Source organism: Balnearium lithotrophicum, assembly GCF_900182585.1.
In the GTDB taxonomy this organism is placed as follows: Bacteria; Aquificota; Aquificia; order Desulfurobacteriales; family Desulfurobacteriaceae; genus Balnearium; species Balnearium lithotrophicum.
In genome coordinates this window covers 1-26959 of the sequence record NZ_FXTM01000003.1, presented here as the reverse complement: position 1 = coordinate 26959, position 26959 = coordinate 1, and the positions used below count along the sequence as shown (strand labels likewise).

Genomic DNA, 26959 nt, shown 5'->3' with positions numbered 1-26959 from the left:
ACCTCTCCTACATTCCTGCTGGTAAAACACCTAAAATTTTATTCTCCTGCTCTGTAAGTCCCCAGCTGCGAAGTCTCAGTCTGTTTCCCTTAATTGACTCAATGGCGTTTATTCCCATCGCTCCTAAGAGCTCCTTAATATCGTGAGCCCAAGCCCTCAAGAGGTTGTAGAGATTTTCAGCAACTATTTCAGGATTTAACCTCTTTGCAAGCTTTGGATTGTTCGTAGTTATTCCCCAAGCACACCTTCCTGTATGGCACTGTTGGCACTGGGTACATCCGGCAGCAATCTTTGCAAGTGTTCCGGCATAAACTGCATCAGCTCCGAGGGCAATTGCCTTTAAGACATCGACTGCGCTCCTAAATCCCCCTGCCGCTATGAGGGAAACTTGATTTCTGAGTCCCTCCTTTCTCAATCTATCGTCAACAGCTGCAATGGCTAACTCTATTGGAATTCCGACGTGATCCCTGAGGGATTTAGGTGTAGCTCCAGTTCCTCCCCTAACCCCGTCTATTGCTATAGCATCAGCCCCAGCATGGGCAATACCGCAGGCAATTGCAGCAACGTTATGGACTGCAGCTATCTTTACAAAAACAGGCTTTTCGTAGTTTGTTGCCTCCTTCAATGCATATATGAGCTGCCTCAAATCCTCAATGGAGTAAATGTCGTGGTGTGGAGCAGGAGATATGGCGTCTGAACCAACGGGAATCATCCTCGTCTCTGCAATTCCCTCGTTAACCTTCTCCCCCGGAAGGTGCCCACCGATTCCGGGCTTTGCCCCCTGACCAATTTTAATTTCAATTGCAGCTGAGGTTTCAAGGTACTCAAGGTCAACTCCGAATCTACCTGAAGCTACCTGAACAATTGTGTGGTCCTTGAACTCCCTAAGGGATTTATGGAGTCCTCCTTCCCCCGTATTCCAGTACGTTCCAAACTCCCTGCATGCCATTGCCATGGCCTTTTGAAGGTTTAAGTTAATTGACCCGTAGGACATTGCAGAAAACATAACGGGAATTTCAAGCTCAAGCTGTTTACCTATCGTTGTCTTGATTGAAACTCCATCCTTGTCAAACTCTAACTGGTCAGTTTTTCTTCCTACAAACGTTTTAAGTTCCATAGGTTCCCTTAGAGGATCAATTGGTGGGTTTGTAACTTGACAGGCATCAAGGAGGAGGTGGTCAAAGTAGTTTTTAATCGGCTTATCGTTTCCTGTTGAGGTGAGAATCACTGCTCCCGTTAACATCTGAACGTGAACATCCCTTATAGCTTCGGGAGTCCAGTTGGCATCAGGGTGAAATGTCGAAGGATTTTTGACAACTTTAATAGCATCAGTAGGACAGAATGCCTCACACCTTTTACAATTTACGCAGTTTTCGTGGTGGTTCATTATCATATCAAGGTCTTCATCGTAGTAAGTTGCATCAAAGGAGCACTGGTCAACACATGATTTACACCTTACGCACCTATAGTCGTCCCTTAATACCATGAAAGGATAGAATGCAACCTGAGGTTTCTTAAAGAGCATCTTTTTCACCCCCAAAGTGAGTAAAGGAGATTTTACTAAAAATTGGTTTGAATTATTATCTTTTTTAGAAATTTATTTACATCAAACATTCCAACGTACCTTTCAGAACTATCGACTACTGGTATCTGGCCAACTTCGAATAGAGCAACCACTTTTAGGATTTCTTCCGGCGGGGAGTTAAGGGTTAGGACAAAAGGTTCTGGTGTCATTATTTCTTTTACATAAAGGTTTGTTTGTTCCTCTATTGCTGCAAGTTCTAAGTCTCTAACAGAAACTATTCCAACTAAAGTTCTATCCTTAGGTGATTTGACAACGGGCAGATATCTAACTTCATCGTTTAAAAATCTCTTGAGAACGTAACTTATATGGGATGTCTCATAAACAGGTTTTACAGGTTTTATAAATTCTTTAACGTTTAAACTCCTTAATCTCGATTTCAATAGCTCATCAATCTTCACTCCCCTGTGAAGGAGAGCTCTCTTTAGAAGGGACGTTTCGTTAAAACTTCCAATGAAGTAGTTTGTCAGGACAGAAGTAAGAAGGGTTGGAATTACAAGCTGATAGTTGTGAGTTAGTTCAACTATTATGAGAGTAGAACGAAAAGGGGCCCTTGAAATTCCACTTAGAAAGGCAGCCGAGCCGACGAGAGCAAATACCCTTGGGTCAAACTGGGAAAAATCTCCGATAAAATAGCCCAAGAATGAACCCATGAATATAGAGGGAGCAAGAAGACCTCCAAACACTCCACTTCCAAAGGAGAGAACAACGGCTAAAAATTTTGAAATGAAAACTTCAAGAGCCCTATCTGGGGAAAAACCATTCTGAAAGAGTTTAGTTACAGAACTATAACCGACTCCGGCAATTTCAGGGTAGATGTATATGAGAAGACCAACCAAAAATCCAAATATAAACGAGATTTTTCCCCAAAGTTTTCTGTATCTGATGCGAAAGAATGAGAAAAATTCAAGGAGGAAGAAGAATAAAATAGACATTAATGCTGAGAGAAAACTAATTACTAAAAATAGCGGGATTTCAGAGTCCTGAAAAGAAAGTTTTGGAACGTAGAAAGCTGTGAAATTTCCTAAAAATTTCCTTGAAATAAGGGTTGCAACACTTGAAGAGATAACAAGTGGAATAATTATATAGCTGTTTATCTTTCCTAAAACAATTTCAATTCCAAATAAGACTGCAGCTATTGGTGCATTAAATGTTGCAGATAGAGCCGATGAAACACCGCAGGTTAGGTATATTGGAAGGTGGATTCTGTCGATTTTAAATACCTTTGAAAAGAGCTCTGAGAGAACTCCCCCCAACTTGGCAATCGGACCTTCACGTCCTACAGGAACGCCAAAACCGATATTAAAGGAGGTCAATCCTAAAACCAACAGTCCTTTTTTGATGTTGAATCCGCCTTTCTCGACGGATATCTTTTTAGCAATCTCATCAATAGTTACATTCTCTGGAGAAACTAAGAGTTTTCTGGACACGGTGTAGGTAAAAAGAAATACAAAGGGCATAAGAATAACGTAATATATACTGTTGTTTCCTGAGAAGAGATTAAAAATTACATTGCTAAGCTTTATTAATTTTCTGAACAGTATAGCTGAAAAACCACCTAAGATACCAATTATTGTAGGTATTATAAAAAGGTATAAGACTTGCTTTAAAAATTTCATATGTTACATAATTCCAAAGTGCTAAAATTTAGAAAAATTATACCAAATAAATAAATGAGTTATAATGTTTTTTAAGTTAGGATTCTGGAGGGAAGATGGGCGCAGGAAAAGAACTATTTATGAAAGACCCAATATTTACTGTCTTTTACATCTTAGGTTATGTGTACATGTTGGGGGCTCTCCTCGCAGGTCTTTACATAACTTACGATTGGTGGAAGGAGAAGAAAAAGAAAGGGGAGGGAAACAATGGCTCTGACAATAGATGATTTCAAAGAAAAAACGGTTGAGGAAACAATAAGAGAGCTTAAAACAGACCCTCATAAAGGATTTTCATCTGAAGAAGTTAAAAAAAGACTTAAAGAATTTGGCTTTAACGAAATTCCTGAAAAGGAAGAACCTCTATGGCACAGAATATTCAGGAGATTCTGGGGGCCAATCCCCTGGATGATAGAGATTGCAGCCGTTCTCTCTGCCCTTGTTAAAAAGTGGGAAGACTTCACGATTATTCTCATTCTCCTCTTTGTAAACGCCTTTGTTGACTTCTGGCAGGAACACAAGGCCCTCTCAGCTCTAAAGGTTTTAAAGGAGAAGCTTGCAAGGAAGGCCCTCGTTTTAAGGGATGGGAAGTGGCAGGAGGTTGATGCAAGGGAAATCGTCCCGGGAGACATCGTTAAGCTAAAGATAGGGGACATTGTCCCTGCAGATATGAAATTGATAGGTGGAGGGGATTACCTCTTGGTTGACCAGTCTGCACTTACAGGGGAGTCCCTTCCCGTTACAAAAAAGCCCGGTGACGTTGTTTACGGTAACTCAATAGTTAAAAAGGGAGAGATGATAGGTGTTGTAGTTGCAACGGGGCTCAACACCTACTTTGGAAGGACTGTTTCCTTAGTTGCAAAGGCCGAGAGGGAACAGAGAAGCCACTTCCAAGAAATGGTTATAAAGGTCGGGAACTTCCTGATAATTGTAGCCGTGATAATAGTCACTATCTTAGTTATTATTGAACTTATGAGGGGAACGAACAAGATAGAGCTCCTTCGATATGCCCTTGTTCTAACTGTGGCGTCAATTCCTGTTGCCCTCCCAGCAGTTTTAACGGTTACAATGGCAATAGGAGCTCTTGACTTGGCAAGGAGACAGGTAATAGTTAGCAGACTTGCAGCAATTGAGGAGCTTGCAGGTGTTGATGTTCTATGCTCGGACAAAACGGGAACGTTAACTAAAAACCAGATGACGGTATCAACGCCTTACACTGTAAGGGACTACAAACCAGAGGACTTAATGTTCTACGCAGCACTTGCCTCAAAGGAGGAGAACAGAGACCCAATTGAAATACCGATTTTTGACTGGTTAAAGGAGAAGGGAATCTACGAAAAGGTAAAGGAGTGTACTCAGGAGAAGTTCATCCCCTTTGACCCTGTGAGAAAGAGGACCGAAGCCCTTGTAAACTGTAGGGGAGAGAAACTCTACGTTACAAAGGGAGCTCCACAGGTAATTCTATCCCTCTCTAACCCACATGAATTTGACGTTAAAGAAGCCTACAAGAAAGTTGAGGAATTTGCAGAAAACGGATTTAGAACGTTAGGAGTCGCTGTCAAAAAGCCAGATGAAAAGCTCTTCCACTTTGTTGGTCTAATTCCGCTCTTTGATCCGCCAAGGGAAGATTCAAAAGCTGCAATTGAGGAGGCTAAGAAGTTTGGTGTTGAAGTTAAGATGGTAACTGGTGACAACATAGCAATTGCAAAGTACATAGCAAGGATTTTAGGAATCGGTGAAAACATAATTAGTGCAAGGGAATTAAGGGAGGCAACGAACGAGGAGTATGCCGAGCTTGCAGGAATTATTGCAAAGGCAATTATGAGGGTTGAGGGACTGAGTGAGGAGGAAGCTGAGAAGAAGGCTAAGGAGGTCGTAAAGTTAGTTGAGAAGGAGCTCGAACATACAAAACTTAAAGTCGGAACTGTTAAGAGGCACGAGTCTGAAATAATAAAAATCATTGAGGAAGCAAACGGATTTGCAGAGGTATTTCCCGAGGACAAGTACTTTATCGTTGATAAACTCCAAAAGGCAGGCCACATAGTAGGAATGACGGGAGACGGCGTTAACGATGCCCCTGCCTTGAGGAAGGCAGACTGTGGAATTGCAGTTTCAAATGCAACAGATGCTGCAAGGGCAGCTGCAGACTTGGTTCTCCTAAAACCGGGTCTCATGGTAATCATAAAGGCCTTTGAAATTGCAAGGCAGATTTTTGGAAGGATGGAGGCCTATACGATCTATAGGATAGCAGAAACGATAAGAATAATAGGATTTATTGCTCTTTCAATTATCTTCTTCCACTTTTATCCTATCACTGCGATAATGATTATTCTATTAGCTCTCCTTAACGACATTCCAATTCTTGCAATTGCCTACGACAGGGTAAGGATATCTCCAAAACCCGTTAGATGGGACATGTACGAAATAAACGTTATGGCAACCTACCTTGGTCTTGCAGGTGTCGTTGAATCGTTCGTTGCTGTTTTCTTACTTTTCAAGTACTTTCACCTTCCGATTGACTTGATTCAAACAGTTGTCTTTTTAAAACTTGCCATAAAGGGACATGGAACCCTCTACAACACAAGGATTATGGATCACTTATGGAAAAAGCCCTGGCCGGCTCCCATTCTCTGGGCTGCTACATACTGGACAAGGATTATAGGAACAATAATTGGAGTTTACGGATTTGGACTCATGACTCCGGCAGGATGGGGATGGGCACTGTTTATGTGGGGATACGCAATGGTCTGGCTCTTTATAAACGACTCTGTGAAACTCTGGGTCTGGAGAATGTACAAGGAGAAGAAGTTCATGTTTGCTCCAGGCCACTTTAAATTCTTGAAGAAGGTTTTCTCTGCTTAGTTTTTCCCTCCTCTCCTGTTTCAGGAATATAATTAATCCTACCTAAGAAGCAGGAGAGGAGATGTCCTACACGGCAATACCGAGAAAGTACAGACCTCAGAAGTTCAGCGAGGTTACAGGTCAGGAGTTTATAACAGAAACTCTTAAAAATGCCATAAAGAACAACAGGTTTGCCCACGCATACATATTTGCAGGTCCAAGGGGCGTAGGAAAAACAACAACTGCAAGAATCGTTGCAAAGGCCCTCAACTGTGAAAACTTAGAGGATGGTGAACCCTGCAACAGGTGCAGTCAGTGTGTTGAAATAAATAGAGGTTCCCACCCAGATGTAATAGAGATTGATGCGGCATCAAACAGGGGAGTTGACCAGATTAGGGAGCTCCGAGAGTCCGTTCACTACGCTCCAACAAAGGGTAGGAAGAAGGTCTACATAATTGATGAATTCCACATGCTTACAAAGGAGGCCTTTAACGCTCTCCTTAAGACTCTTGAGGAACCTCCGGAACACGTAGCCTTTATTCTTGCAACAACTGAGCTTGACAAGATTCCGGAGACTATTCTTTCAAGGTGCCAGAAGTTCATCTTCAGGAAAATTCCAGAAGAGACTATGGTTAAAACCCTTTCACATATATGCCGTCAGGAAAATGTGGACTACGAAGAGGAAGCTCTAAGGCTCATATCCGTTTACTCCGAAGGGTGCATGAGGGATGCAGAGAGCCTCTTGGACCAGGCAATAGCCTTGGGTGAAGGAAAGGTAGAAACAAAAACAGTTTCTGAATTTTTAGGACTTTTGACTGGAAAGGAGCTTTTGGAGCTCCTCAACTTAGGGTTTGAGGGAAAAAAGGGGGAGCTCCGGGAGAGAATAAAAAGGTTAGAGAGGGAAGGTTACAACCCGAACTTTGTTTTTAAACAGCTGATAGAGACCGTCGAGAGGGAGTTTGTCAGAGGTTCCGACTTTAGCGATGAGGAGCTTATCTCCGCCTACCAGATTCTCTCAAACGGCTACAGGGAAGCTTTGAATCACCCGTATCCCTTTACTGCTCTCTTTTTTACTCTCTTTAAACTCTCTTACTTCAGTGAGGTCAAAAAACTCAGTGAGGTTCTTGAGTCTGGATTGGACCTTAAGGTAATTTCGAAGAAGACGGAAAAAAAAACTGAAAATGAACCTTTAAAGGCTTTTGTAGAGAAGGTGGAAGAGAAGGGGGACTTCGTAGAAGTTTTACCTAAGGGGGAAACTGCCTATAACACTTTGGTTAGAAAGTTGGATAAGTTGGAAAAACTCTACGGAAAACCTGTTAAGCTTCTAAAGCCTAAGATTTCCAATGGTACAAAACAGTTTAAAATTTCAGATGAAACAAATAGAAAGTTGGATAAAACTTTAGAAATTCTCGGTGCAAAAATAATAGAGATAAGACCGAAAGGTGAAGGATGAGGGTTTTAGTCGTTGATGATGAGAGAACTATAAGAGAAACGTTAAAGGAAATCCTTGAGGATGAGGGATTCGAAGTCTTTACTGAAGAATTGGGCTCGAGAGTTTTGGAAAGGGTTAGAGAGCTATCCCCAGACATTCTTATTTTAGACCTTTTTTTACCGGGAATCTCAGGAACGGAAGTTCTTAGGAAGATGAACGAGGAGGGGTTAACAGATAGGGTTTCGGTTATCATCGTCTCAGGACACGGAACTGTGGAAACTGCAGTAAGGGCTATGAAGTTAGGTGCATTTGATTTTATAGAGAAACCGATAAAGTACGAAAAATTTTTCAATGCCATACAGTCGGCAGTTAGTAGAAGAAAACAGGAGAAAACTTTAAATAAGGACTACAGTAACCTACCATTGAGGCAGGCTAAGGAGAAGTTTGAGAGGGACTACATAGTTTCCCTTTTAAAAAGGTTTAACGGAGACCTAAAGAAGACGGCATCTTTTATGGAAATTGACATATCAAACCTCTATAGGAAACTAAACAAGTACGGAATAGACCACGAGGAAAATGGATTGGATTGAAGGGGAGTTAATAGATTTAAAGAAGAGACACCTATACAGAAAACTACTCAGGATTTCTTCTCTCCAAGGGAAAACTATAGAAATAAACGGTAAGAAGCTCTTGAACTTTTCATCAAACGACTATTTGGGGCTTTCAAGGAAGGTTAATTTAGAGTGCTTTAAAAAATGGGGAGGGGGTAGTGGAGCATCAAGACTAGTCTGTGGGAATTTCTCCGTCCATGAGGAATTGGAGGAAAGGCTTGCTACCTTAAAAAAGACAGAGAGCTCCCTCCTCTTCTCCTCCGGTTACATGGCAAACGTTGGAGTAATTTCAACGCTGGCCGGAGAAGGGGATTTGATTCTCTCAGATGAGCTTAACCATGCATCACTCATTGACGGATGTAGGCTATCAAAGGCAAAAAAGATTGTCTATCCTCACAACGACACAGATACGCTTGAATTTATCCTATCTAAGGAAAGGAAAAACTACAGAAGGTGTTTCATAGTTACCGACACAGTTTTCAGTATGGACGGGGATTTAGCCGATTTAAAGAGTCTATTCCAAATTAAGGATACGTACGACTGCACTCTCATACTTGACGATGCCCACGGAACGGGGGTTGTTGGATGGTCGAGCTTAGACCTTTTTGAACTGAGGCCAGATGAGAGAACTGTAATTGTTGGAACGTTGGGAAAGGCATTAGGAACCTTTGGAGCATTTGTTTGCGGAACAAAATTCCTGAGAGAATACCTAATTAACAAATGTAGAACGTTTATATTTACAACGGCTCTACCTCCCTCTATTGCATGTCAGACACTTGAAAATTTAAAAGAAGTTCCAGATAGAATGGAAAAACTTCAGGAAAAAATCTCTTTTTTCAGGGAAATTTCCCAAATTCAATCGCAGTCTGCGATATTTCCTCTCATTGTTGGAAGTGAGGAGAAGGCTTTGAAAATTTCGGAGGAACTCTACAAGGAAGGCTTTTTTGTACCTGCAATAAGACCACCTACTGTTAAGGAAAGTAGATTGAGAATAACTGTAACTTCAGAACATACAAAAAAGGAGATAGAATTACTTTGGAATGCTATTCATAATCTACTTTAGGAAAAGAAATTGGGACATCACCACCATCACAGTTTAGAGGGAAGAGCCCTTTTAACGGCTGTTATTCTCAATGTTGTAATAACATTAACTCAGATAGTTGGTGGCATCTGGTCTGGAAGTTTAGCACTCCTCAGTGATGCCGTCCACAATCTCAGTGACGTTTTATCCTTGGTAATTGCATGGTGGGCAAATAGAATTTCAAAAAAACCGAGAACTGAGGAAAAGACGTTTGGATACAAGAGGGCAGAAACCATAGCAGCTCTCTTTAATTCAACTTTTCTTTTTGGAATTGCTGTCTTCCTGATTGTGGAATCTTTGGACAGATTAATCCACCCTCAAAGTGTAACTGCCGACTTGGTCATCTGGCTTGGAGTTTTAAGCATTTTACTTAACGGCCTAAGCGTTTTTCTATTAAAGGAGCATGAACATGAAAATCTAAACATAAGGGCGGCTTACCTTCATCTTCTTACGGATGTTATGACGAGCTTTGCAGTCGTTCTCGGTGGCATTTTAATAAAGTACTTTCACGTACTCTGGATTGATAGTTTAGTATCAATTTTAATTGCAGTTTATTTAATGAAGTCCTCGTATCCTCTTATCAGGGAATCAATCGATATTCTTATGCAGGGAGCTCCTCCGAATATAAACATTGAGGATATAAAGAGGAGCATAGAATCAAAATTTAACGAGGTTGAGAACCTCCACCACATCCACCTCTGGAGGTTGGACGAAAAGACAGTTCATTTTGAGGCTCACGTTGATTTTGATGAGGATTTAAACCTCAGCAAAGCAACGGAAACTATAGGAGAAATTGAAAAATTCCTCAAGGAGAAGTTTGGGATAAACCACGTTACCCTTCAACCGGAGTTTAACAGAAGGGATAGAAAAGAATTAATCTACAGAGAGGATTAAATGGCAAAGTTGGTTCTTGTTAGACATGGTCAATCGTTGTGGAACCTACAGAACAGATTTACAGGCTGGACTGATGTTCCCTTAACAGAAAAAGGACGAGAGGAAGCAAAATTTGCAGGAGAGGTATTAAAGTACTCGGGTATAGCCTTTGATGTGGCATACACGTCTGTTCTGATAAGGGCTATAGAGACTCTTGAGATTATTCTTCAGGTTTTGGATACAGAAATCCCTGTTATAAGGGATGCTGCCCTTAACGAGAGGTTCTACGGAGATCTTCAAGGTCTTAACAAGGACAGAACGAGGGAGATTTACGGAAAGGAGATTGTCCACCTTTGGAGGAGAAGTTACCACATTCCTCCTCATGGTGAGTCACTGGAGGATACGGCAAATAGAACTGTACCATTTTTAAAAAGAGCAATTCTTCAGGACGTAACCGATGGGAGAAACGTTTTAGTTGTTGCCCACGGGAATTCCCTTCGTTCAATAGTTATGTACTTGGAAAAGTACTCTCCTGAGGAAATTATGAACGTTGAAATCCCAACGGGAATTCCGTACGTGTACGATATTGACAGAAACGGGAAAATCCTCTCTAAAAGGTTCTAAACAGGAGATTCTCTAAGAATAGTTAAAGCTTCATCAACTGTTTTATTCTCGATGGTTATGGCGTATATCGCATTTGCCATTCTAACGGCATCTTCTATCGTATTCTGGTGAATGTTTCTTCCCGTTCCGTTTCCTCTGGTTCCACCAATGTGAATTTGCTCGTAGAGCTCCCTTAGAAACTCCTCAGGATTCTCCTTCTTTCCTCCCTCGCACAGAACACCTGTATTTCCTGCTGCTAAAACTGCTTCTCTCAAAGCCTCTGCAGATTTTTTTCCGTTTATAATCGGAACCTTCACCTTAACAAAGTCGGCTCCAAGGCAGTTTGCAACGCCGGCCGCACCTGCTATTAAGTGAGGATCGTGTTCGTTCTTTATAGCCTTTCCCTTTGGGTACATCCACAAAACTGCAACCATTCCTTCACTGTGAGCTGCATGAACTAAAGATGCAGCTTCCTTTAACATTAAGTGTTCAAACTCGCTTCCTAAATAAACGGTGTATCCAATTCCGTAGATTTTGAGACCGCTCTTTTCCTTAAAATCAACAACATCCTCAAAGGAGTACCAGGCTAAGCTTACAGGGTCCCTTATTTCGTAAGGTGTTAAGTTTGTTTTTGAATTTATTTTCACCAAATAGGGAACATTAGGGTACTTTTCCCCATACCTTGCTATTAGTCCAAGCTGGGTTGCAAAAACTCCAATTTTAGCGATGGAGGCTACTCTAAAAAGGTGCTCCGGCTGTGAGTCATCAATAGGAATGTTCTCTCCGTAGAAGTCATCGTTTAGGTGTTCAACTTTTTGGTCTCCTGCAAACAGCATTAATCTTCCCGTTCCTTTTGTGATTTCATTCATGTTTTTAATGAAATCTTCTTTTCTTTCTTCAGGGACATCTAATGGCACTGAAAAACTCAAATTTTCCACAGCTTCCCCCATGAATTTCGTTGTATATTTACAACTATACCAAATAGGAGAAAATAATTGAAAGAAAGAGTAAAGGAGAGGCTAAAAAAATTAGGGCCTGGGATAATAACAGGTGGGGCAGGAGATGACCCTGCAGGAATACTCACCTATACGATAGTTGGTGCTACAACAGGATTTTCTCAGCTATGGCTTTTACTTCTTTCAACACCAATGATGATAGCAGTTCAAAATACTGCAGCAAAGTTGGCATTAGTAACTGGAAAGAGCCTTCCTGAAATCCTCAGTAAGTTCTATCCTAAAAAATTTACGTACGGAATTGTTCTTCTACTCTCGGTTGCTAACATATTAACAATTGGAGCCGATCTAGAGGCAGTTGCATCTATTTTTCAGATTCTAACAGGTGTTAAAAGCATTTACTACTTGGTCCCAATAACAGCTCTGATTGCCTATTTAGTAACGTTTAAACGTTATAGAACTGTTAAGAAAGTTCTCATTGGGTTAACCAGTATTTTAAGCCTTTACATTCTATCAGCGATTATGTCAAAACCTCATGTAAAGAGCCTTTTACTAAGTACATTTATTCCCCATATAGATTTCAAAATAGCCTTTCTTCTCTCTGCCTTAGGTCTTTTAGGGACGACAATTTCTCCGTACATGATTTTCTGGCAGGCATCGGAGGAAAAGGAAGAACATGCAACGGTAGCTCAGGCAAAGGTGGCAGAGTGGGATACTATCTTAGGAATGGTATATTCAAATATTATTGCCTATGCAATAATAGTCTCATCTGCAGTCATGCTCCACAACCAGAAGAACATAGAGGAGATTTCAGATGCTGCTCTTGCCCTCAAACCTGTAGCTGGAGAGTATGCTTTTTTAATTTTCAGTCTTGGCGTTTTAGTATCTGGATTCCTTGCAGTGCCTGTTTTGGCTGGGTCAACAGCCTATGCAGTAGCAGATACATTTGGTTGGAGGGAAGGTCTTGAAAACAGAGTTAGTGATGCAAGGGGATTTTATTTTGTTTTCCTATCTTCTCTTTTAATCGGCGACTTTATTGACTTTTCCCCAATATCAGCAGTAGATGCTCTCTTCTACAGTCAGGTTTTGGATGGAATACTTCTTCCTGTTATGAGCTTTCTCCTCTTAATTTTGGGAAATAATAGAAAAATTTTAGGTGAACAAAAAAATAAACTTCCTACAAACGTCCTTTTGCTTTTAACCCTGATAACAAGTTTCTCTGCAACAGTTTACTTGCTCTCTAATATCCTCTAAAACGGTGTCTGTGGCGGTATCCACATCCAAATTCTGCTTCCTCTTCATCTTCCTTGTAGTATGACAGTACCATGTTTACAATATCCTCAGCATCGAGCCAGTTTTGAAGAGTTCTTTCATCACCCTTTCCTGTAATCTCCCAGATTTTGTAGGCAACCTTTCTTATAAGCTCTTTTCTATCCTTCTTTTTTTAAAAATTATTAAAGGGGGCAGAAGCCCCCTGAATTACTCCTCTTTGTTTTCTTCCTTAGTTTCTTCCTTTTTCTCCTCTTCGGCAGTCTTGATTTCGGCACTCTTTGGAGGGAGCTCCTCTTTCCTAACCTCAAAGGTAAACTCACCCTTATCCTTGTCGTAGTCAACTACTACTGTATCTCCCTCCTTAACGCTTCCCTCAAGAATCTTCACGGACAACGGAGTTTCAATCTCCCTCTGAATTGTCCTCCTCAAAGGCCTTGCACCAAACTCAGGAACGTAACCTCTTTTAGCAAGTTCGCTCTTAGCAGCTTCTGTAAGCTCAACCTTAATTCCCCTCTCCTCAAGTCTTTTGTTGAGCCTATCAATGAGAATATCAACAATCTTCTTAATCTCCTCTTCACTTAACGGATGGAAGATGATAATCTCGTCAATCCTGTTGAGGAATTCGGGCCTGAACCTTGCCTTCAGCTGGTTCATTATCTGCTCTTTAATCTTATCGTAGTTCTTCTCAAACTCCTCCTTGGAGAGGTTCATGAGGTACTCAGAACCCACGTTACTCGTCATGATTATCACAGTGTTGCTGAAGTCAACAGTCCTACCCTTGGCATCTGTAAGCCTTCCATCGTCAAGAATCTGGAGTAGAATGTTGAATACGTCAGGATGTGCCTTTTCAATCTCGTCAAGGAGAATTACGCTGTAAGGCTTCCTCCTAACGGCCTCTGTTAGCTGACCTCCCTCCTCGTATCCTACGTATCCTGGAGGAGCTCCTATGAGTTTGGAAACGGCATGTTTCTCCATGTATTCAGACATATCAAGCCTGATGATTGCACTCTCATCACCGAATAGGTACTCTGCAAGGGCCTTTGCAAGTTCTGTCTTACCTACCCCGGTAGGTCCAAGAAAGAGGAAGCTTCCAAGTGGTCTGTGTGCAGGCTGAAGTCCTGCCCTTGCCCTCCTAATTGCCTCAGAAACTGCTTTGATAGCCCTCTCCTGACCAATTACCCTCTTGTGGAGCTCCTCCTCCATTCTGAGGAGTTTCTGAACTTCCTCCTCCTGAAGCTTGGAGGTCGGAATTCCTGTCATTTCAGATATAACTTCAGCAACGTCCTCAGCCGTTACAACGGGAACTTCTCCCTCTTCACTTCTCTTTTCTATCTTCTTCTCAAGCTCCTTAATTTTTTCCTCAATGTCCTTAATCTCCTTCTTGAGCTTGGCAGCCTTGTCAAACTCCTCGTTCTTAACGGCTTCATCGAGCTCAGCCCTTAAAGCGTGGAGCTTATCCTTTAACTCGGAGAGCTCTGGAGAGCTGTAAGTAGCCTCAATCTTTTTCCTTGCACAAGCTTCGTCAAGGACATCAATTGCCTTGTCGGGTAGGTATCTTCCCTGAATGTACTTTTTGGAGAGTTTAACTGCTGCCTCTATAGCTTCATCAGTAATTTTTACCCTGTGGTGCTCCTCGAGCTTTGGCCTTAGACCTTTAAGCATGAGTATTGCGGTATCAATGTCGGGCTCGCCTACCCAAACAGGAGCAAAACGCCTCTCAAGTGCCGGATCCTTCTCAATGTACTTTCTATACTCGTCTGCAGTTGTAGCTCCAATAACTCTAAACTCTCCACGGGCAAGTGCAGGTTTCATGATGTTGGCAGCATCCATTGAACCTTCAGCTGCTCCAGCTCCAACAACGGTATGGAGCTCATCAATGAAGAGAATGATGTTTCCTTCCTCCTTAACGGCATCAAGAACCTGTTTTAGTCTTTCCTCAAACTCACCTCTGTACTTCGTTCCAGCAACAAGGGCTGCCATATCAAGGGCAACTATCCTCTTATCCTTTAAGTTTTCCGGAACCTCACCGTTTGCAATCTTCTGAGCAACACCCTCAACAATTGCGGTTTTACCAACACCTGCAGGACCAACTAAGACAGGGTTGTTCTTTGTTCTACGGGAGAGAATCTGGATAACCCTCTTGATTTCATTTTCCCTATCGATAACTGGGTCTAACTTCCCTTCCTCTGCTAAACCTGTAAGGTCGATTCCGTACTTCCTGAGAACCTCTGGAACCTGCCTTCCTCCTCCCTTAGCCTTTGCTCCAATCTCACGGGATACTTTTGCTCTTCCTTCCCTGTACTTCTTAACAGCTCTAACGGCCTCGTCCTTTTCAAGTCCAAATTTGATGAGAATTCTGTAGGCCATTCCTTCAGGAACTTCGTAGAATGCCAAGAACAGGTGTTCTAAGTCAATACTCCTTGCCTTCATCTGACGGGCAATGTCTAACGAAGCATCAAAGACCTTTTTGAGGGTAGGAGTTATGTAAATTTCCTCATGTTCCATGTATCTGGAACTTGGGATTCCGAGTCTTCCAACCCTGTCTACCTGCTCCCTGATGAACTTTTTAGCCCTTACAGGGTCAAATCCTGCAAGTGTGAAAATGTCAAGTATAGGTGAACCTGGAAGTTCAACCATTGCAAGTAAGAGGTGCTCAGTATCTACGTACCTATCGCCTAACTGCCTTGCAATCTCCTGGGAGAGCAAAACTGCATCCTTTGCCCTTCCACTTAAAACGTCCCAGATGTTCATCTCTTCCCTCCTTCTATTTTTTTAGGATTTCTAAAATTCTCTCCTTATCAAGCTCACTGAAGTTGAGCTCCTCTAAGATTGATATGAGGAGCTTTTTTGTTTCCTCATCAATCCTCTTGGAAATTTCGTTAAATAGGTTTTCTAAATCGTCCTCAAGATTTAGTATTAGATGGGTTCCTGCAACGTTAACGCCCTTTTTACGGGTAAGAGAAACAATTCTCTTTATCCTTAACAGGTCCCTTTCAGAGTAGAGTCTCGTTTTTCCCTCGGTTCTTGAGGGTTTTATGAGACCTTCGTTTTCGTAAAACCTGAGAGTCTGGGGGTGGACACCAGCAATTTTTGCAACAACACTTATCATGTAAACGGGAGTATCCTTATCAATCACAGTTCCACCCTCCAATTAACTTCTAAAAATGAAGTTAATTCTGTTTCAGAATTTTGTCAACTTTTCTAAAATTTCTTTTTAATCTTTTTGATATAAAGTATTCTTACTTAAGATTTAACTCTTGTAGAAAGAGAAGGGGAGCTCCCTCAGTATGGGAGCTTTTCCCAATTGACGTTTTCCTTTATCCACTGAACGTAGAGGGGAATTCCCTCCTCTATCTGAGTTTGAGGATACCAGCCCAATATCTCCTTCGTCTCTGTTAAATCGGCCTCTGTATAGTTTTGATAGAAGTCGTAGGGGTTATCAAAGTACTCAGTCTCAGCATCAACGCCTAATGTTTTCTTTATTATTTCTACTACTTCGTTAAAACTTCTTGCCCTTCCCGTTCCAACGTTAACAATTCCACTCCTTTCAGAAAATGCTCCCCTTATGTTTGCCTCAACGCAGTCCATAACGTAAACAAAATCCCTCTTCTGTTCTCCCCACTTAAACAGCCTCGGTCTTTTCCCCTTTAGTATCTGGACTGTAAGCTGGAGAACCATACTTGCCATTTTCCCCTTATGGGTTTCCCTTGGACCGTAAACGTTGAAGTATCTGAGCCCTACAACGGGAACGGTTGGGTTTTCCCTCATAAACCTGTAAGAGTACATGTCCATAGAGAGCTTTGAAAAACCGTAGACGTTTTCAGGCTTTAGTCCCTCATTTACCTTCATGGGAGGAGGAGTATTTCCGTAAACGGCAGCTGATGAGGCGTAGACTATCCTCCCCTTGGACTCCCTTACAACTTCGAGGAGCTCCTTAAAGGCCTCACAGTTAACTTCCATCATTCTTCTCTGGTTTGTATCTGTTGTATCGACGTTTGCAGCCTGATGGAAGATTACATCAAACCTGTACTTCTTCAACCTTTCTACAGTTTCCCTCTCAGTTATTGAACCTGTTATCGTTTCCCCTCTAAAGTCAACCAAGTTTTTAAAGTAACCGGAAGAGAAGTCGTCAAGGACAAAAACTTCCCAGTCAGGGAATCTTTTTTGGAGCTCCAAAACCAAGTTTGAACCTACAAAGCCGGCTCCTCCCGTAACAAGAACCCTCATTCTCCAAGCTCCCCTTTTAAGTGAGTTTCGTAACCTTTACTTTCAAAGAACTCCTTTAGAGCCCTTCCGTACTTCCTTGCCAAACTCCACCTGTGGAAGACCCCGTAGGTCGAGGCCTCCTCAATATCATCTCCGTTTAACCTTACAACCGAAACTCCCCACTCAAACTTTTGAAGGGAGTCGTCCAAGTAAACTCTCTGGACAAAAACGTCGCAAACTTTTGGATTTTCTCCTAAAAGTTCAGATAGCTCCTCAGGCGACTTTCCAAGGGCATCCGCCATCAACTCCCTAAAGAACTCATCTCCCATAATTCCCCCTACTTTTCAACAATCGTTTCCTTAACCTTCATTCCAAAGTGTCTTCCCGGCTCCTCAGTGTAAACCAAAACTTCATCCCCCTCCTTTAGGTCAACAACGGAAATCGGTTCACCTTTAGGGGAGGTTAATCTTATGGTTTCCGCATTTTGGAGTATTCCACTTACTTTCTTTCCATCCTCAGTTTCAGCCTCAATGAGGAGCATAGGTCTCCTTTCAACCTTTGCTCTACCTACATAGGCAATCCTTCCCTCTCCCTTGTAGTTGTAAATCATAATTTCATCACCGCTCTCTATTTCGGCCAAGTACTTGGTTCTTCCTCCCGGAAGCCTTACGTACATGTGAACTGCGCCTGCGTTAACCCTGAAAGGCCTTGCAGCAACGTAAGGATTTGACTCCGTTTCTGCGTGAACTAAGAACATTCCTGCAGAGGAATTTCCAACAAGAGCTCCCTCACCCCTCTTCATGTTTGAACAGGTGTCTATACAGACCCTGTCGCACATTCCTATCGGTTTAACCCTCTTTATCCTTGCAACTTCTAACTTAACGTTCTCCCCTACTAAACTTATTGCTTCTCCGGTAGCCTTAATTTCATTTACATCCTCTGTGTCAAGGACTACTCCTTTAACCCCCTTCTCCAAAATCGTTATTGCAGTTTCAGCCTCTTTAGAATTTCTAACCCAGGCGTAAACCTCATCTCCCTGGGCTAAGAGGTTTTCAAGGGGAATAATCGTCCAGTCCGTAGTCTTAACTATAACCTTCTTTCCCTTTTTAAGGAGCTCTGCAGCCCTCTCTTCATCCTCCTTTCCCCTTATCTCAACAATTACAAACTCCTCTCCCAACTTGTAGTCCCCATCTGGAGCAATCGTTTTAACTTTTGCAAGGGATTTAACCTTCTTACTTTCAGGCTTATCAAGGAGAATTGCACTGACTCCAGATTCAAGTGCAGCGGTTACAACCTTTTTATTCTCAGGACTTTTAACGTAAACTATTAACTCTTTCTTCATACTATCCTCCAATTAGTATTTCCTTTCTCCAAATAGTGCCGTTCCTATCCTAACAATTGTTGCTCCCTCTTCAACTGCGACTGTAAAGTCGTGGGACATTCCCATGGAGAGCTCCGGAAATTTCCTGCCAAACACTTCTTCCATCTTATCCCTAATTTCCCTTAACTTCCTAAAGTAAGGTCTAACCTCCTCCAAATTTTCAAGGTAGGGAGGAACTGTCATAAAACCTAAAATTTCTATCTGTGGAAACTCTAAAGTGTAGGAAAGGAGCTCCTCAACCTTCTCTGGAGAACAGCCGTGCTTTGACTCCTCAGGAGAGAGTTTTACTTCAATTAGTCCCTTTATCCTCTCTAATCCCTTTTTCTCCAATCTTTTAACGATTTCGTCAACAAGCTCCCTTCTATCTATCGTTTCAATCCAGTTAAAGAGCTCTACTGCATACTTTACCTTGTTTGTTTGAAGATGGCCTATCATGTGCCACTCTGCATCTCTTAAGTCCTTAAGTTCAGGAATCTTCTCCCTTGCCTCCTGAACTCTGTTTTCCCCAAAAAGTCTAACTCCTGCTTCGTAAGCCTCTCTAATTTCGTCGGGGGTTCTTGTCTTTGTAGCAGCAAGAATCTTAACTTCCTCAGGACTCCTTCCTACTCTCAAACAGCTTTTTTCAATTTTTTCCTTAATTTTTTCAAAATTTTCCCTAATCATTTTCCAACCTCTCGTAAACCTCGTCTGCAAAGAACCACAAATCATCGCTAAGATTTGATTCAGAGTTTTCCAAAAAGGACTTCCAGTTCTTCAGGTATCCGTACTTGTACATATGATAACTCGAGACAACAAATCCAGAGTCTTCAAAGGAGTTTTTTCCGTCAAACCTAAAAATCTCCAAGTCAACAAAACTCCTTACACCAGAATGAAAGAGAGATTCAGAGATGTGGCGCCAGAACTCATAGTTACTCTTTTTGAGAAAGAGCCTCGTTTTCCTTCCAAGAATGGGAGAACCATCCTTCGTAAAGAACTCATACTTTATCTTTACCCTCACACCTAAACCGTTTGGGGAGTTGAAGAACTCTAAGTCGGAGCTCTTAATCGGAAGAGTCTTTGCATAGTAGCCTAACCTCTCTGCTAAAGGCGAGGAGAGCTTTGCACTGTTAAAAACATCAATAACTTTGTTTATCTCTTTTAAAACCTGACTTTTATCAATATTATCCTTTGGCTTTACAGGGATTAATTGAGTATAGAAATGGTTTTTGTAGATAAATCCTGAATCTCCCTTTAAAATAACCGAACCTGCCTTAACTTTAACAGACTTTTCCCCATCGGACAGGATTGAATTCCTGTTTAAAACAGAAATGGAATAGACCTCCCTATTAATGTTAAATCTAAACTGTCCTATTGGAAAAATTCTATTATTAAAGATGAAAAAAACGCCTTTTCCTGAGAAATAGACAACATCTCCTCTGTTTAAGTTAATGCCGTCAATCTTTATGGGTTCAGAAATTATTGAGTACTCTAACTGAATTTCTCCCGTTTTTTTTAAAAGGGGTAGTGTATAGTTACAGTAGTCAAGGTTAATCCAACCGTCCTCCATTTTCCCCCAAAACTGGAGTACATTTCCAAGTTCCCTCTCACTTCCCCTATCTAACGTCTTCTCTATTTTTCCGAATGGAACTTCCCTTACAGAGGCAGAGTCTGTAAGAACGGTTACTTCCTGAGAATGGAGAATTCCAGGTATTAGTAAAACGAGAAAAATCAGGAGCTTTGTTCTCATTCCTTACTCTCCTTCAAAACAAACATGAGGGCTTCTGCCTCTGCAACGGTTTTGCCGTTCAATTTCTTCATAACTGCCTTAGTTATCTTGTATTTCCTCCTGTCCGACTCAATCCAGGCTTTTACCTCAACCTCTTCATCCGCATAGAGGGGAGAGTGGAATTTAACAGTTATTTTTCCCGTTAAAAACCTTTCTTCGAGGGATTGAAGGTAGGCCATAGCCTCGTCAAGAATGAGTGAGATTATGCCACCGTGGATAACGTTTTCGTAACCCTGATAGTAGTTGGGAAGGGAAAATCTTGCAGTTACGCAGTCTTCTTTCTTTTCAAAGGAGAGATGCATTCCCCTTGGATTTTCCTTTCCACAGACAAAACAAAAGTTGTCCCTTTTTAATTTCCCTTCACTCATAATGGGAAAATTATAATTTAAAGTTAAATGTGTTAGGAGGGGGGTAAGGTGAAGAACAAGGAATTAGCAGACATTTTTGATAAGTGGGCCGACATTCTTGAATTTATGGGGGATAATCCTTACCATATAAGGGCTTACAGGAATGCAGCAAGGCTAATTAGGGACTTATCAGAGGATATTGAAGTACTTGCAAAGGAAGGAAAGCTCTCTCAGCTTCCGGGAATAGGCCAGAGGTTACAGGCAAAAATCCTTGAGTTTCTCAGGACAGGAAAGATAGAGGAATTTGAAAAGTTAAAACAGCAGGTTCCGGATACCGTATTCACACTACTGGATATTCCTGGAGTTGGTCCTAAAACGGTTAAGCTTCTCTACGATAAATTGGGAATTAGGAGTATTGAGGATTTAAAGAGGGCAATAGAAAGGGGGGATTTACTGAAACTTCCCGGTTTTGGAGTGAAAAAGGTTGAGAAGATTAAAAAGGGAATAGAGCTCCTTGAAAGTAGTGGTGGAAGAATTCTCTTAGGGGTTGCAGTATTCATTGCAGACAAAATCATAGACCAGTTAAAGGAGCATTCGGCCGTTGAGAGGATTTCGGTCTGTGGTTCAACAAGGAGAATGAAGGAGACGGTAGGTGATATAGACATTCTTGCGACGGGAAAGAACTTAGAAATAATAGATGCCTTCGTTAACCTTCCAAATGTTAAAGAGATTCTCTGGAAGGGAACAAAGAAGGCCACGGTTATTGTTGAGGAGGGAGAGCAGGTTGATTTAAGGGTGATAGAACCCGAATCGTACGGAGCAGCACTCCAGTACTTTACAGGCTCAAAAGCTCACAACATTCACTTAAGGACAATTTGTTTAAAGTTGGGGTTGAAACTGAACGAGTATGGTCTTTTTAAAGGGAATGAAAAGATTGCTGGAAGGACGGAAGAGGAAATATACAGCGCTTTAGGAATGGATACTCCACCACCTGAAATAAGGGAGGATACCGGAGAAATTGAAGCAGCCTTAGAGCACAGACTCCCAAAACTTGTTGATTACAGTGAGATAAAGGGAGACCTTCACATTCACTCAAACTGGTCTGATGGTGCATCAACCATTGAGGACTACGTTAAAAAGGCAATTGAGATGGGATACAGATACATAGCAATAACGGACCACTCAAAGAGTCTAAAGGTTGCCAACGGGCTTTCAGAGGAGGATTTGGAGAGGAGGAACTACGAGATAGACAAAATAAACGAGAAGTACAAGGGAAAGATAAGAGTTTTAAAGGGTGCAGAGGTTGATATACTCCCCGACGGTTCGTTGGACTATCCCAACGAGATTTTAAAGGAATTGGATTTTGTAGTTGCAGCCATCCACTCAAGGTTCTCTCAGGATAATACAGAGAGAATAATAAGGGCAATGAACAACCCTTACGTCAATGCGATAGCCCATCCTACGGGTAGGATAATAGGCCAGAGGGACGGCTATCCCTTAGACATTGAGAAAATAATGAAAACGGCGGCAGAAACGGGAACTGCTCTTGAAGTTAACTCCTACTACAACAGACTTGACTTAAGGGATGCTCACTGTAGGTTGGCCGTAAAGTTTGGAGCAAAACTTGTAATAAGCACAGACTCCCACCATACAGACCACATGTGGATGATAAAGTTGGGAGTTGGAACTGCAAGGAGGGGATGGGTTGAGAAAAAGGACGTTGTCAATGCAGGGGGATTGAGAGAAATCAAAAAATTTGTAAAAGAAAAGAGGAAAAAGTTTGGAGTCAAATAGTTGACTTATAAAAAACTTTTACTTAATTTAAAGTTAGATTTAAACTAAACTAAAACCTAATTGAAGGAGGGAGAGATGTTTGGAGGATTCTTTGGAAGAGGTAGGAGAGGGTTTGACCCCTTTGAGGATATGTTCAGACACTTCCAAGAGATTGAGAGAATGATGTCTGAAATGATGAGGGGATTTGGAGGATTCGGAAGGGAGTTTCCCGGATTTGAAGCAGGTTTTGAACCAAAAATTGAAATGTACGAAACGCCGGATGAGTTAGTAGTAAAGGCTGAAATGCCCGGCCTTGATAAAGACAGCATTGATGTAAAGGTTAGAGGGAACTACTTAATTATCCGTGGTGTCAAAAAGCAGGAGCAGAAGGAAGAAAAGGACAACGTGTTCTTCAGTGAAACTTTCTATGGAGAGTTCCAAAGAGTAATTCCGTTACCTGTTGAGGTAAAAGAGGAAGGAATTGAGGCCTACTACGATAAGGGAGTTCTTGAAATAAGGCTTCCAAAGGCTGAAGCAGCAAGGAAGGAAGTTAAGATTATCGTTAAAGAGCCGGAAGAGAAGAAGAAAGAGGATAAAGGAGATGAAAATAAGGAGAAGTAATTAGAATTTTCTCTAAAATTTCCAATATAGGCCACCCGAAAGGGTGGCTTTTTCATTTATTCCGAAGTATTTTTGTTGAAAACAGTTCTTGTTTAGGAGTTTAATGTCAGAGTTAACCCTTGTCCGTGAATGTCAACACCTTGTCTACAAAAAGGGAAATTTAAAGATTTTACTTGTATATCCAGGAGCTGAAAACGTTGGATTTTCAAGCCTTTCCCTCCACAGAATCTATTCCCTCTTAAATTCAATAGAGGGTATAAGCTGCGACCTTATTTTTGAAGAAATGGAAAGTTCCTACTTTTTAGAACTTAATCCTAAAGAGTTTGACGTAATTGCCTTTACAGTAACGTATGAAAATCACCTTTTTAAGATTGTGGAGCTCCTCTTAAACTGGGAAATTGAGCCATTAAGGGAAAAAAGAAAAAATTCCCCTTTGATAATAGGTGGAGGAATAGGCCTTTACTACAACCCAGTCCCCTTCTTGCCCATTTTAGACGCAGTTTACTTGGGAGAAGCTGAGGGACGTATAGAGGAAGTTTTTCAATCTTTAGTAGAAAAACCTTCTATTGAGAGTTTAGAGAAATTTGATAATGTAGTATTGAGTGAGAATTATACGTTCAGCTACGATGGCCTAAAGGTTGTTTCAATTTCAGGAGAGAGGAGAAAAATTTATCGTTCTCCAATTTTTAGGATTACACCTTCCCACTCGTGTTTTATATCAGAAAGTACAACATTCAACGAGATGTTTCTGATAGAGCTCAACAGGGGATGCGTAGAAAAGTGCAGATTCTGTGTTGCCTCCTATATGGGACTTCCCTACAGGGAAAAGGATATTAGTGTTGTTGAGAGGGAAATAGAGATTGCTTCAAAATACGTTAGTAGAGTTGGTTTAATAGGTGCTGGAGTTACAGACTATTCAAGAATGGAGGAGCTCTATAAGGTACTGAAAAAGTGCAGTATGAGAGCCTCTTTTTCATCTATGAAAGCCTCATCAACATCTCCATTTATATTTGAAATACTCAAGGAATCGGGACAAAAGACAGTAACCCTTGCTCCTGAGGCCGGTTCTGAGGAACTTCGATTTTCAATTAATAAAAAGGTTAAGGATGAGAGGTACTTTGAGTTTGCGGAAAAGTGCTTGGAGAGCGGGGCTGAGAATTTAAAGCTCTACTTTTTAATAGGTCTTCCAGGAGAAACGGATGAGGATATCGAAAAAATTCCCGAAATGGCAGGGAAGTTTGTGAAAATAGCTACTCCCTTTTGGAAGGAAAAAGGAAAAAGGGGAGAGGTTCATCTAAGTATTAATCCAGTAATTGCAAAGCCCTTCACCCCCTTTCAGTGGTACGGATTGAACAGTAAGGGAACTATAGAAAAGAAGTTAAAGAAGATTTCAAAGTTGGTTAGAAAACTACCTGGAGTTTCACTGACTTACGAGAAACCAAAGGAAGTAGTTCTCCAAGCAATTATTTCAAGGGGAGATACAAGAATTGGTAAGGCAGCAGTTAAGAGCGTAAAGGAGAGAGCTCCCTTTAGAAGAGTAATAAAGGAAATGGGGCTGCCGTTTGAGGAGCTCTACACCAGGGAAAGGGAAAAGGAAGAAGTATTTCCCTGGGACTTCATAGAGAGTGGAATTGACAAAGAGTATCTCTGGAGGGAGTATCGAAATACTTATGAAAGAAAAGCAACTCCAGCCTGTTTCCCCGGTTGTAAAGTGTGCGGTCTCTGTAAGTAGAAATGCAATTTTGCAAATCAGAAATAGATTTAGGAAGCGAAATTGGGCTATTTCTCCGTATAATTTCCCAAATTCTTTGGAGAGTTAAATGCAGGTTTATCAGAGGACGATTTCTAAAGAGGTCAAGTTCAGCGGAATTGGTCTTCATACGGGAAGGAAAGTAAACGTAAAACTCTCACCTGCTCCAGCAGATACAGGAATTGTTTTTATTAGAACAGATATAAAAGGTTCTCCCTCTATTAAAGCATCGCCTGTGTACCTCTCAAAACTCTTCTATGCCACAAACTTATCAAACGGGGAGATTAGTGTTCAAACCGTTGAGCACCTTATGGCTGCACTTTCTGCCTTTGGAATAGACAACCTATTTGTGTTTTTGGATTCTGAGGAAATTCCAATTTTGGATGGGAGCTCCGCACCTTACATTCTCCTCTTTGAGGAAACTGGAATTAGGGAGCTTAAAAAGAAGAGAAAGTATGCTTTCCTAAGAAAGGAAGTTTTAATTGAATTTGAGAACAAGAGAATTTACGCAGAACCGAACAATAAACTCGTAATAGACAATACAATTTCCTTTAACCACTCCTATAAGAAGGTACAGTATCAAAGAATTACATATACCCACAGCATTGAGAACTTCAAAAAGATTGCAAAAGCAAGGACGTTCTGTTTTTACAATGAGGTAGAAAAACTTAGGGCTGCGGGTTTGGCTAAGGGAGGTAGTTTAGAGAATGCTATTGTAATAGACAACAATGGGATTATTAATGAAGGGGGATTAAGAATAGAAAACGAATTCGTTGCCCACAAAACTCTTGATTTAATAGGGGATTTATACATTTTAGGTTATCCCCTACTTGCAAAAATAACAGCCTATAAAACGGGACATGCTCTAAATGCCTCCCTAGTAAAGAGAATTTATAGCGAGAAACTCTATGAACTCGTTGAGCTTGAGGAGGAAACTCTTAAAAATAGAGGTTTTCTACTTGGAAAAGAGGGAGCTTTCGCAACTGATTGAAAAGTATAAACTGCAAATTGGTATCTTCTCCTTCTTTTTTCTCCTTTCTGCTCAAGTTCCGTTCTTTTATCTCAAATATTTTCCCAACTTTCAGTTAAATCTCTTAAGTTTAAGGTGTCTAATTCTTAACAGCCTTTCTTTTCTTCTTTTTCTGTTTTTTAAAGGTGGTAAATTCAAAAAGCTTACCATATTTCCTTCTTTTGGAGTATTAACTTCCCTGGGTTATCTATATTCTGGTAATCCTCTACTGATGCCCCTGTGTACATCGTCCACAGCAACTTCAATTATTGAAGTTGCTCTTGTTGCATTTATAACAATCAAAGTAAAACTCTGAAAAATATTTTAACTATCATAAAAAGATGCAGATATCTTTAATAAAACAACGTTTAGAAACCAAGTAGGATTAGAGAAATATAGTAGTTACTACCTACTAAACTCGAAAAAGGTGTTACTGAAGTTCAGAAAAAAGGTGGACACCCTAAAATAAGATTTAAACTCCAACAAAAGGAGGTGTCCACCAATGAAACAATTAAAGAAATTCAAAGGTGCATCCCTGCACATATCAAATACACCCTTCAAAAAAACAATCAAAAGAGGAACGAAAATCAAAACCAAACTCGACCTAACAAAAGACCCAAACGTGAGAAAAAGACTTAAATGGATTCAACACTACGAAAAACACCAAAATGCAAGACTAACCTGCAGATACTTCGGAATAAGTCCAACTACCTTCTACAAGTGGAAAAATAGATACAAAAAGTACGGTTTAGAAGGCCTCAAAGACAGAAACAAAAGACCTCACAGAGTAAGACAACCTCAGATAGAACCAGAACTTGAATTCCTCATAATCACAGTAAGAGAAAAATTCCCTACCTGGAGCAAAGAAAAAATATCAGTCTTTATAGAAAAATACCTCGACATAAAAGTCTCTCCTTCAACCATCTACAGAGTTTTAAAGAGAAACAATCTGATAGAAAGAACCAGAAAACTCACATGGAACTTTAAGAAAAGAAAACAAATAGGGAAAAAGAACCGCACCAGAAGAGGACTTAGAGCCGATAAACCCGGAACAGTCCTCATAGATGTCAAATACCTCTACTGGTGCGGAAAAACCTTCTACCAGTTTTCAGCAATAGATAAATTCACCAGAATAGGCTTTGCAAAGGTTTATTCTACAAAAAGCAGCAGGAGTGGGAAACGATTTTTCCAAGAACTTGAAAAG

General features: G+C 41.0%; 24 protein-coding genes and 1 pseudogene. 13 read left to right on the top strand and 12 right to left on the bottom strand.

Annotated features, from left to right (window positions below):
* Nucleotides 1–7 precede the first annotated feature (7 nt).
* Entirely contained in the window at nucleotides 8–1525 is a 1518-nt protein-coding gene (locus FN732_RS01425; RefSeq protein ID WP_142933873.1) for a glutamate synthase-related protein, read from the bottom strand.
* Between the two features lie 35 nt (nucleotides 1526–1560).
* On the bottom strand, nucleotides 1561–3042 hold the full coding sequence (locus FN732_RS01420) for a chloride channel protein (protein WP_221928586.1): 1482 nt from the start codon (nucleotides 3040–3042) through the stop codon (nucleotides 1561–1563).
* Nucleotides 3043–3296: 254 nt separating this feature from the next.
* Between FN732_RS01420 and FN732_RS09540 the strand changes: the two genes are divergently transcribed.
* The 7 genes from FN732_RS09540 (at nucleotide 3297) to FN732_RS01390 (ending at nucleotide 10699) form a co-directional block, all read left to right on the top strand.
* Complete coding sequence (locus FN732_RS09540) at nucleotides 3297–3467, top strand: hypothetical protein (RefSeq protein ID WP_185954198.1); 171 nt, start codon at nucleotides 3297–3299, stop codon at nucleotides 3465–3467.
* A complete protein-coding gene (locus tag FN732_RS01415; protein WP_142933869.1) occupies nucleotides 3448–6099 on the top strand; it encodes a plasma-membrane proton-efflux P-type ATPase in 2652 nt (883 codons plus the stop codon). The genes FN732_RS09540 and FN732_RS01415 overlap by 20 nt, the downstream gene beginning before the upstream one ends.
* 61 nt (nucleotides 6100–6160) lie before the next feature.
* Nucleotides 6161–7531 carry a DNA polymerase III subunit gamma/tau gene (gene dnaX / locus FN732_RS01410; RefSeq protein ID WP_142933867.1) on the top strand — a complete coding sequence of 457 codons (1371 nt, stop codon included), beginning with the start codon at nucleotides 6161–6163 and terminating at the stop codon, nucleotides 7529–7531.
* Nucleotides 7528–8100, top strand: a complete 573-nt coding sequence (locus FN732_RS01405) for a response regulator (protein WP_142933865.1) — start codon at nucleotides 7528–7530, stop codon at nucleotides 8098–8100. Before dnaX ends, FN732_RS01405 begins: the two co-directional genes overlap by 4 nt.
* Nucleotides 8087–9184: an 8-amino-7-oxononanoate synthase gene (bioF, locus tag FN732_RS01400; RefSeq protein ID WP_142933863.1), complete on the top strand. Its 1098-nt coding sequence runs from the start codon at nucleotides 8087–8089 to the stop codon at nucleotides 9182–9184. The genes FN732_RS01405 and bioF overlap by 14 nt, the downstream gene beginning before the upstream one ends.
* 9 nt (nucleotides 9185–9193) lie before the next feature.
* Nucleotides 9194–10096 carry a cation diffusion facilitator family transporter gene (locus FN732_RS01395; protein WP_142933860.1) on the top strand — a complete coding sequence of 301 codons (903 nt, stop codon included), beginning with the start codon at nucleotides 9194–9196 and terminating at the stop codon, nucleotides 10094–10096.
* Nucleotides 10097–10699 (top strand): 2,3-bisphosphoglycerate-dependent phosphoglycerate mutase, encoded by a 603-nt coding sequence (locus FN732_RS01390; RefSeq protein WP_142933858.1) that lies wholly within the window; start codon nucleotides 10097–10099, stop codon nucleotides 10697–10699. It abuts the gene before it with no gap.
* On the opposite strand, the gene FN732_RS01385 is transcribed toward FN732_RS01390, so the two are convergent.
* Nucleotides 10696–11628: a beta/alpha barrel domain-containing protein gene (locus tag FN732_RS01385; protein WP_142933856.1), complete on the bottom strand. Its 933-nt coding sequence runs from the start codon at nucleotides 11626–11628 to the stop codon at nucleotides 10696–10698. The genes FN732_RS01390 and FN732_RS01385 overlap by 4 nt on opposite strands.
* A 45-nt stretch (nucleotides 11629–11673) precedes the next feature.
* On the opposite strand from FN732_RS01385, the gene FN732_RS01380 reads away from it, so the two are divergent.
* Nucleotides 11674–12885 (top strand): Nramp family divalent metal transporter, encoded by a 1212-nt coding sequence (locus FN732_RS01380; protein WP_142933854.1) that lies wholly within the window; start codon nucleotides 11674–11676, stop codon nucleotides 12883–12885.
* Here the strand turns inward: FN732_RS01380 and FN732_RS09830 are convergent.
* From FN732_RS09830 to FN732_RS01335, 9 genes and pseudogenes are all read right to left on the bottom strand, one after another.
* Nucleotides 12872–13054 (bottom strand): annotated as a pseudogene (locus FN732_RS09830) (DUF2934 domain-containing protein); the annotation flags it as partial. The gene FN732_RS01380 and the pseudogene FN732_RS09830 sit on opposite strands and share 14 nt — an antisense overlap.
* 56 nt (nucleotides 13055–13110) lie before the next feature.
* Complete coding sequence (locus FN732_RS01370) at nucleotides 13111–15654, bottom strand: ATP-dependent Clp protease ATP-binding subunit (protein ID WP_142933852.1); 2544 nt, start codon at nucleotides 15652–15654, stop codon at nucleotides 13111–13113.
* Between the two features lie 13 nt (nucleotides 15655–15667).
* Nucleotides 15668–16039, bottom strand: coding sequence for a MerR family transcriptional regulator (locus FN732_RS01365; protein WP_185954197.1), 372 nt, complete (start codon nucleotides 16037–16039; stop codon nucleotides 15668–15670).
* Nucleotides 16040–16185: 146 nt separating this feature from the next.
* Complete coding sequence (gene rfaD, locus FN732_RS01360) at nucleotides 16186–17130, bottom strand: ADP-glyceromanno-heptose 6-epimerase (RefSeq protein WP_142933850.1); 945 nt, start codon at nucleotides 17128–17130, stop codon at nucleotides 16186–16188.
* The gene (locus FN732_RS01355; protein WP_142933848.1) at nucleotides 17127–17438 is read right to left on the bottom strand and encodes a hypothetical protein; all 312 of its coding nucleotides are present in this window, start codon (nucleotides 17436–17438) and stop codon (nucleotides 17127–17129) included. Before FN732_RS01355 ends, rfaD begins: the two co-directional genes overlap by 4 nt.
* Before the next feature lie 8 nt (nucleotides 17439–17446).
* Nucleotides 17447–18451 carry a 3-dehydroquinate synthase II gene (locus tag FN732_RS01350; protein ID WP_142933845.1) on the bottom strand — a complete coding sequence of 335 codons (1005 nt, stop codon included), beginning with the start codon at nucleotides 18449–18451 and terminating at the stop codon, nucleotides 17447–17449.
* A gap of 12 nt (nucleotides 18452–18463) precedes the next feature.
* Nucleotides 18464–19153 carry a YggS family pyridoxal phosphate-dependent enzyme gene (locus tag FN732_RS01345; RefSeq protein WP_142933843.1) on the bottom strand — a complete coding sequence of 230 codons (690 nt, stop codon included), beginning with the start codon at nucleotides 19151–19153 and terminating at the stop codon, nucleotides 18464–18466.
* The gene (locus FN732_RS01340; RefSeq protein ID WP_142933841.1) at nucleotides 19146–20216 is read right to left on the bottom strand and encodes a hypothetical protein; all 1071 of its coding nucleotides are present in this window, start codon (nucleotides 20214–20216) and stop codon (nucleotides 19146–19148) included. The genes FN732_RS01345 and FN732_RS01340 overlap by 8 nt, the downstream gene beginning before the upstream one ends.
* A complete protein-coding gene (locus tag FN732_RS01335; RefSeq protein WP_142933840.1) occupies nucleotides 20213–20623 on the bottom strand; it encodes a PaaI family thioesterase in 411 nt (136 codons plus the stop codon). The genes FN732_RS01340 and FN732_RS01335 overlap by 4 nt, the downstream gene beginning before the upstream one ends.
* Before the next feature lie 48 nt (nucleotides 20624–20671).
* Here FN732_RS01335 and polX point away from each other — a divergent pair, with 48 nt between their 5' ends.
* The 5 genes from polX to FN732_RS01310 form a co-directional block, all read left to right on the top strand.
* Nucleotides 20672–22396, top strand: coding sequence for a DNA polymerase/3'-5' exonuclease PolX (gene polX, locus FN732_RS01330; RefSeq protein ID WP_142933838.1), 1725 nt, complete (start codon nucleotides 20672–20674; stop codon nucleotides 22394–22396).
* Nucleotides 22397–22471: 75 nt separating this feature from the next.
* The gene (locus FN732_RS01325) at nucleotides 22472–22996 is read left to right on the top strand and encodes an Hsp20/alpha crystallin family protein (RefSeq protein WP_142933836.1); all 525 of its coding nucleotides are present in this window, start codon (nucleotides 22472–22474) and stop codon (nucleotides 22994–22996) included.
* A gap of 103 nt (nucleotides 22997–23099) precedes the next feature.
* Entirely contained in the window at nucleotides 23100–24728 is a 1629-nt protein-coding gene (locus FN732_RS01320) for a radical SAM protein (RefSeq protein ID WP_142933834.1), read from the top strand.
* An 88-nt stretch (nucleotides 24729–24816) separates the two neighbouring features.
* Nucleotides 24817–25737 carry a UDP-3-O-acyl-N-acetylglucosamine deacetylase gene (gene lpxC / locus FN732_RS01315; protein WP_142933832.1) on the top strand — a complete coding sequence of 307 codons (921 nt, stop codon included), beginning with the start codon at nucleotides 24817–24819 and terminating at the stop codon, nucleotides 25735–25737.
* A gap of 520 nt (nucleotides 25738–26257) precedes the next feature.
* The coding region (locus FN732_RS01310; RefSeq protein ID WP_142933830.1) for a helix-turn-helix domain-containing protein at nucleotides 26258–26959 on the top strand (702 nt) is incomplete at its 3' end.

Excerpts from the sequence above, each read along its gene's own strand:
- FN732_RS01425 (WP_142933873.1), bottom strand. The coding sequence starts at position 1,525 with ATGCTCTTTAAGAAACCTCAGGTTGCATTCTATCCTTTCATGGTATTA.
- FN732_RS01420 (WP_221928586.1), bottom strand. The coding sequence starts at position 3,042 with ATGCCCTTTGTATTTCTTTTTACCTACACCGTGTCCAGAAAACTCTTA.
- FN732_RS09540 (WP_185954198.1), top strand. The coding sequence starts at position 3,297 with ATGGGCGCAGGAAAAGAACTATTTATGAAAGACCCAATATTTACTGTC.
- FN732_RS01415 (WP_142933869.1), top strand. The coding sequence starts at position 3,448 with ATGGCTCTGACAATAGATGATTTCAAAGAAAAAACGGTTGAGGAAACA.
- dnaX (WP_142933867.1), top strand. The coding sequence starts at position 6,161 with ATGTCCTACACGGCAATACCGAGAAAGTACAGACCTCAGAAGTTCAGC.
- FN732_RS01405 (WP_142933865.1), top strand. The coding sequence starts at position 7,528 with ATGAGGGTTTTAGTCGTTGATGATGAGAGAACTATAAGAGAAACGTTA.
- bioF (WP_142933863.1), top strand. The coding sequence starts at position 8,087 with ATGGATTGGATTGAAGGGGAGTTAATAGATTTAAAGAAGAGACACCTA.
- FN732_RS01390 (WP_142933858.1), top strand. The coding sequence starts at position 10,097 with ATGGCAAAGTTGGTTCTTGTTAGACATGGTCAATCGTTGTGGAACCTA.
- FN732_RS01385 (WP_142933856.1), bottom strand. The coding sequence starts at position 11,628 with ATGGGGGAAGCTGTGGAAAATTTGAGTTTTTCAGTGCCATTAGATGTC.
- FN732_RS01370 (WP_142933852.1), bottom strand. The coding sequence starts at position 15,654 with ATGAACATCTGGGACGTTTTAAGTGGAAGGGCAAAGGATGCAGTTTTG.
- rfaD (WP_142933850.1), bottom strand. The coding sequence starts at position 17,130 with ATGAGGGTTCTTGTTACGGGAGGAGCCGGCTTTGTAGGTTCAAACTTG.
- FN732_RS01355 (WP_142933848.1), bottom strand. The coding sequence starts at position 17,438 with ATGGGAGATGAGTTCTTTAGGGAGTTGATGGCGGATGCCCTTGGAAAG.
- FN732_RS01350 (WP_142933845.1), bottom strand. The coding sequence starts at position 18,451 with ATGAAGAAAGAGTTAATAGTTTACGTTAAAAGTCCTGAGAATAAAAAG.
- FN732_RS01345 (WP_142933843.1), bottom strand. The coding sequence starts at position 19,153 with ATGATTAGGGAAAATTTTGAAAAAATTAAGGAAAAAATTGAAAAAAGC.
- FN732_RS01340 (WP_142933841.1), bottom strand. The coding sequence starts at position 20,216 with ATGAGAACAAAGCTCCTGATTTTTCTCGTTTTACTAATACCTGGAATT.
- FN732_RS01335 (WP_142933840.1), bottom strand. The coding sequence starts at position 20,623 with ATGAGTGAAGGGAAATTAAAAAGGGACAACTTTTGTTTTGTCTGTGGA.
- FN732_RS01325 (WP_142933836.1), top strand. The coding sequence starts at position 22,472 with ATGTTTGGAGGATTCTTTGGAAGAGGTAGGAGAGGGTTTGACCCCTTT.
- FN732_RS01320 (WP_142933834.1), top strand. The coding sequence starts at position 23,100 with ATGTCAGAGTTAACCCTTGTCCGTGAATGTCAACACCTTGTCTACAAA.
- lpxC (WP_142933832.1), top strand. The coding sequence starts at position 24,817 with ATGCAGGTTTATCAGAGGACGATTTCTAAAGAGGTCAAGTTCAGCGGA.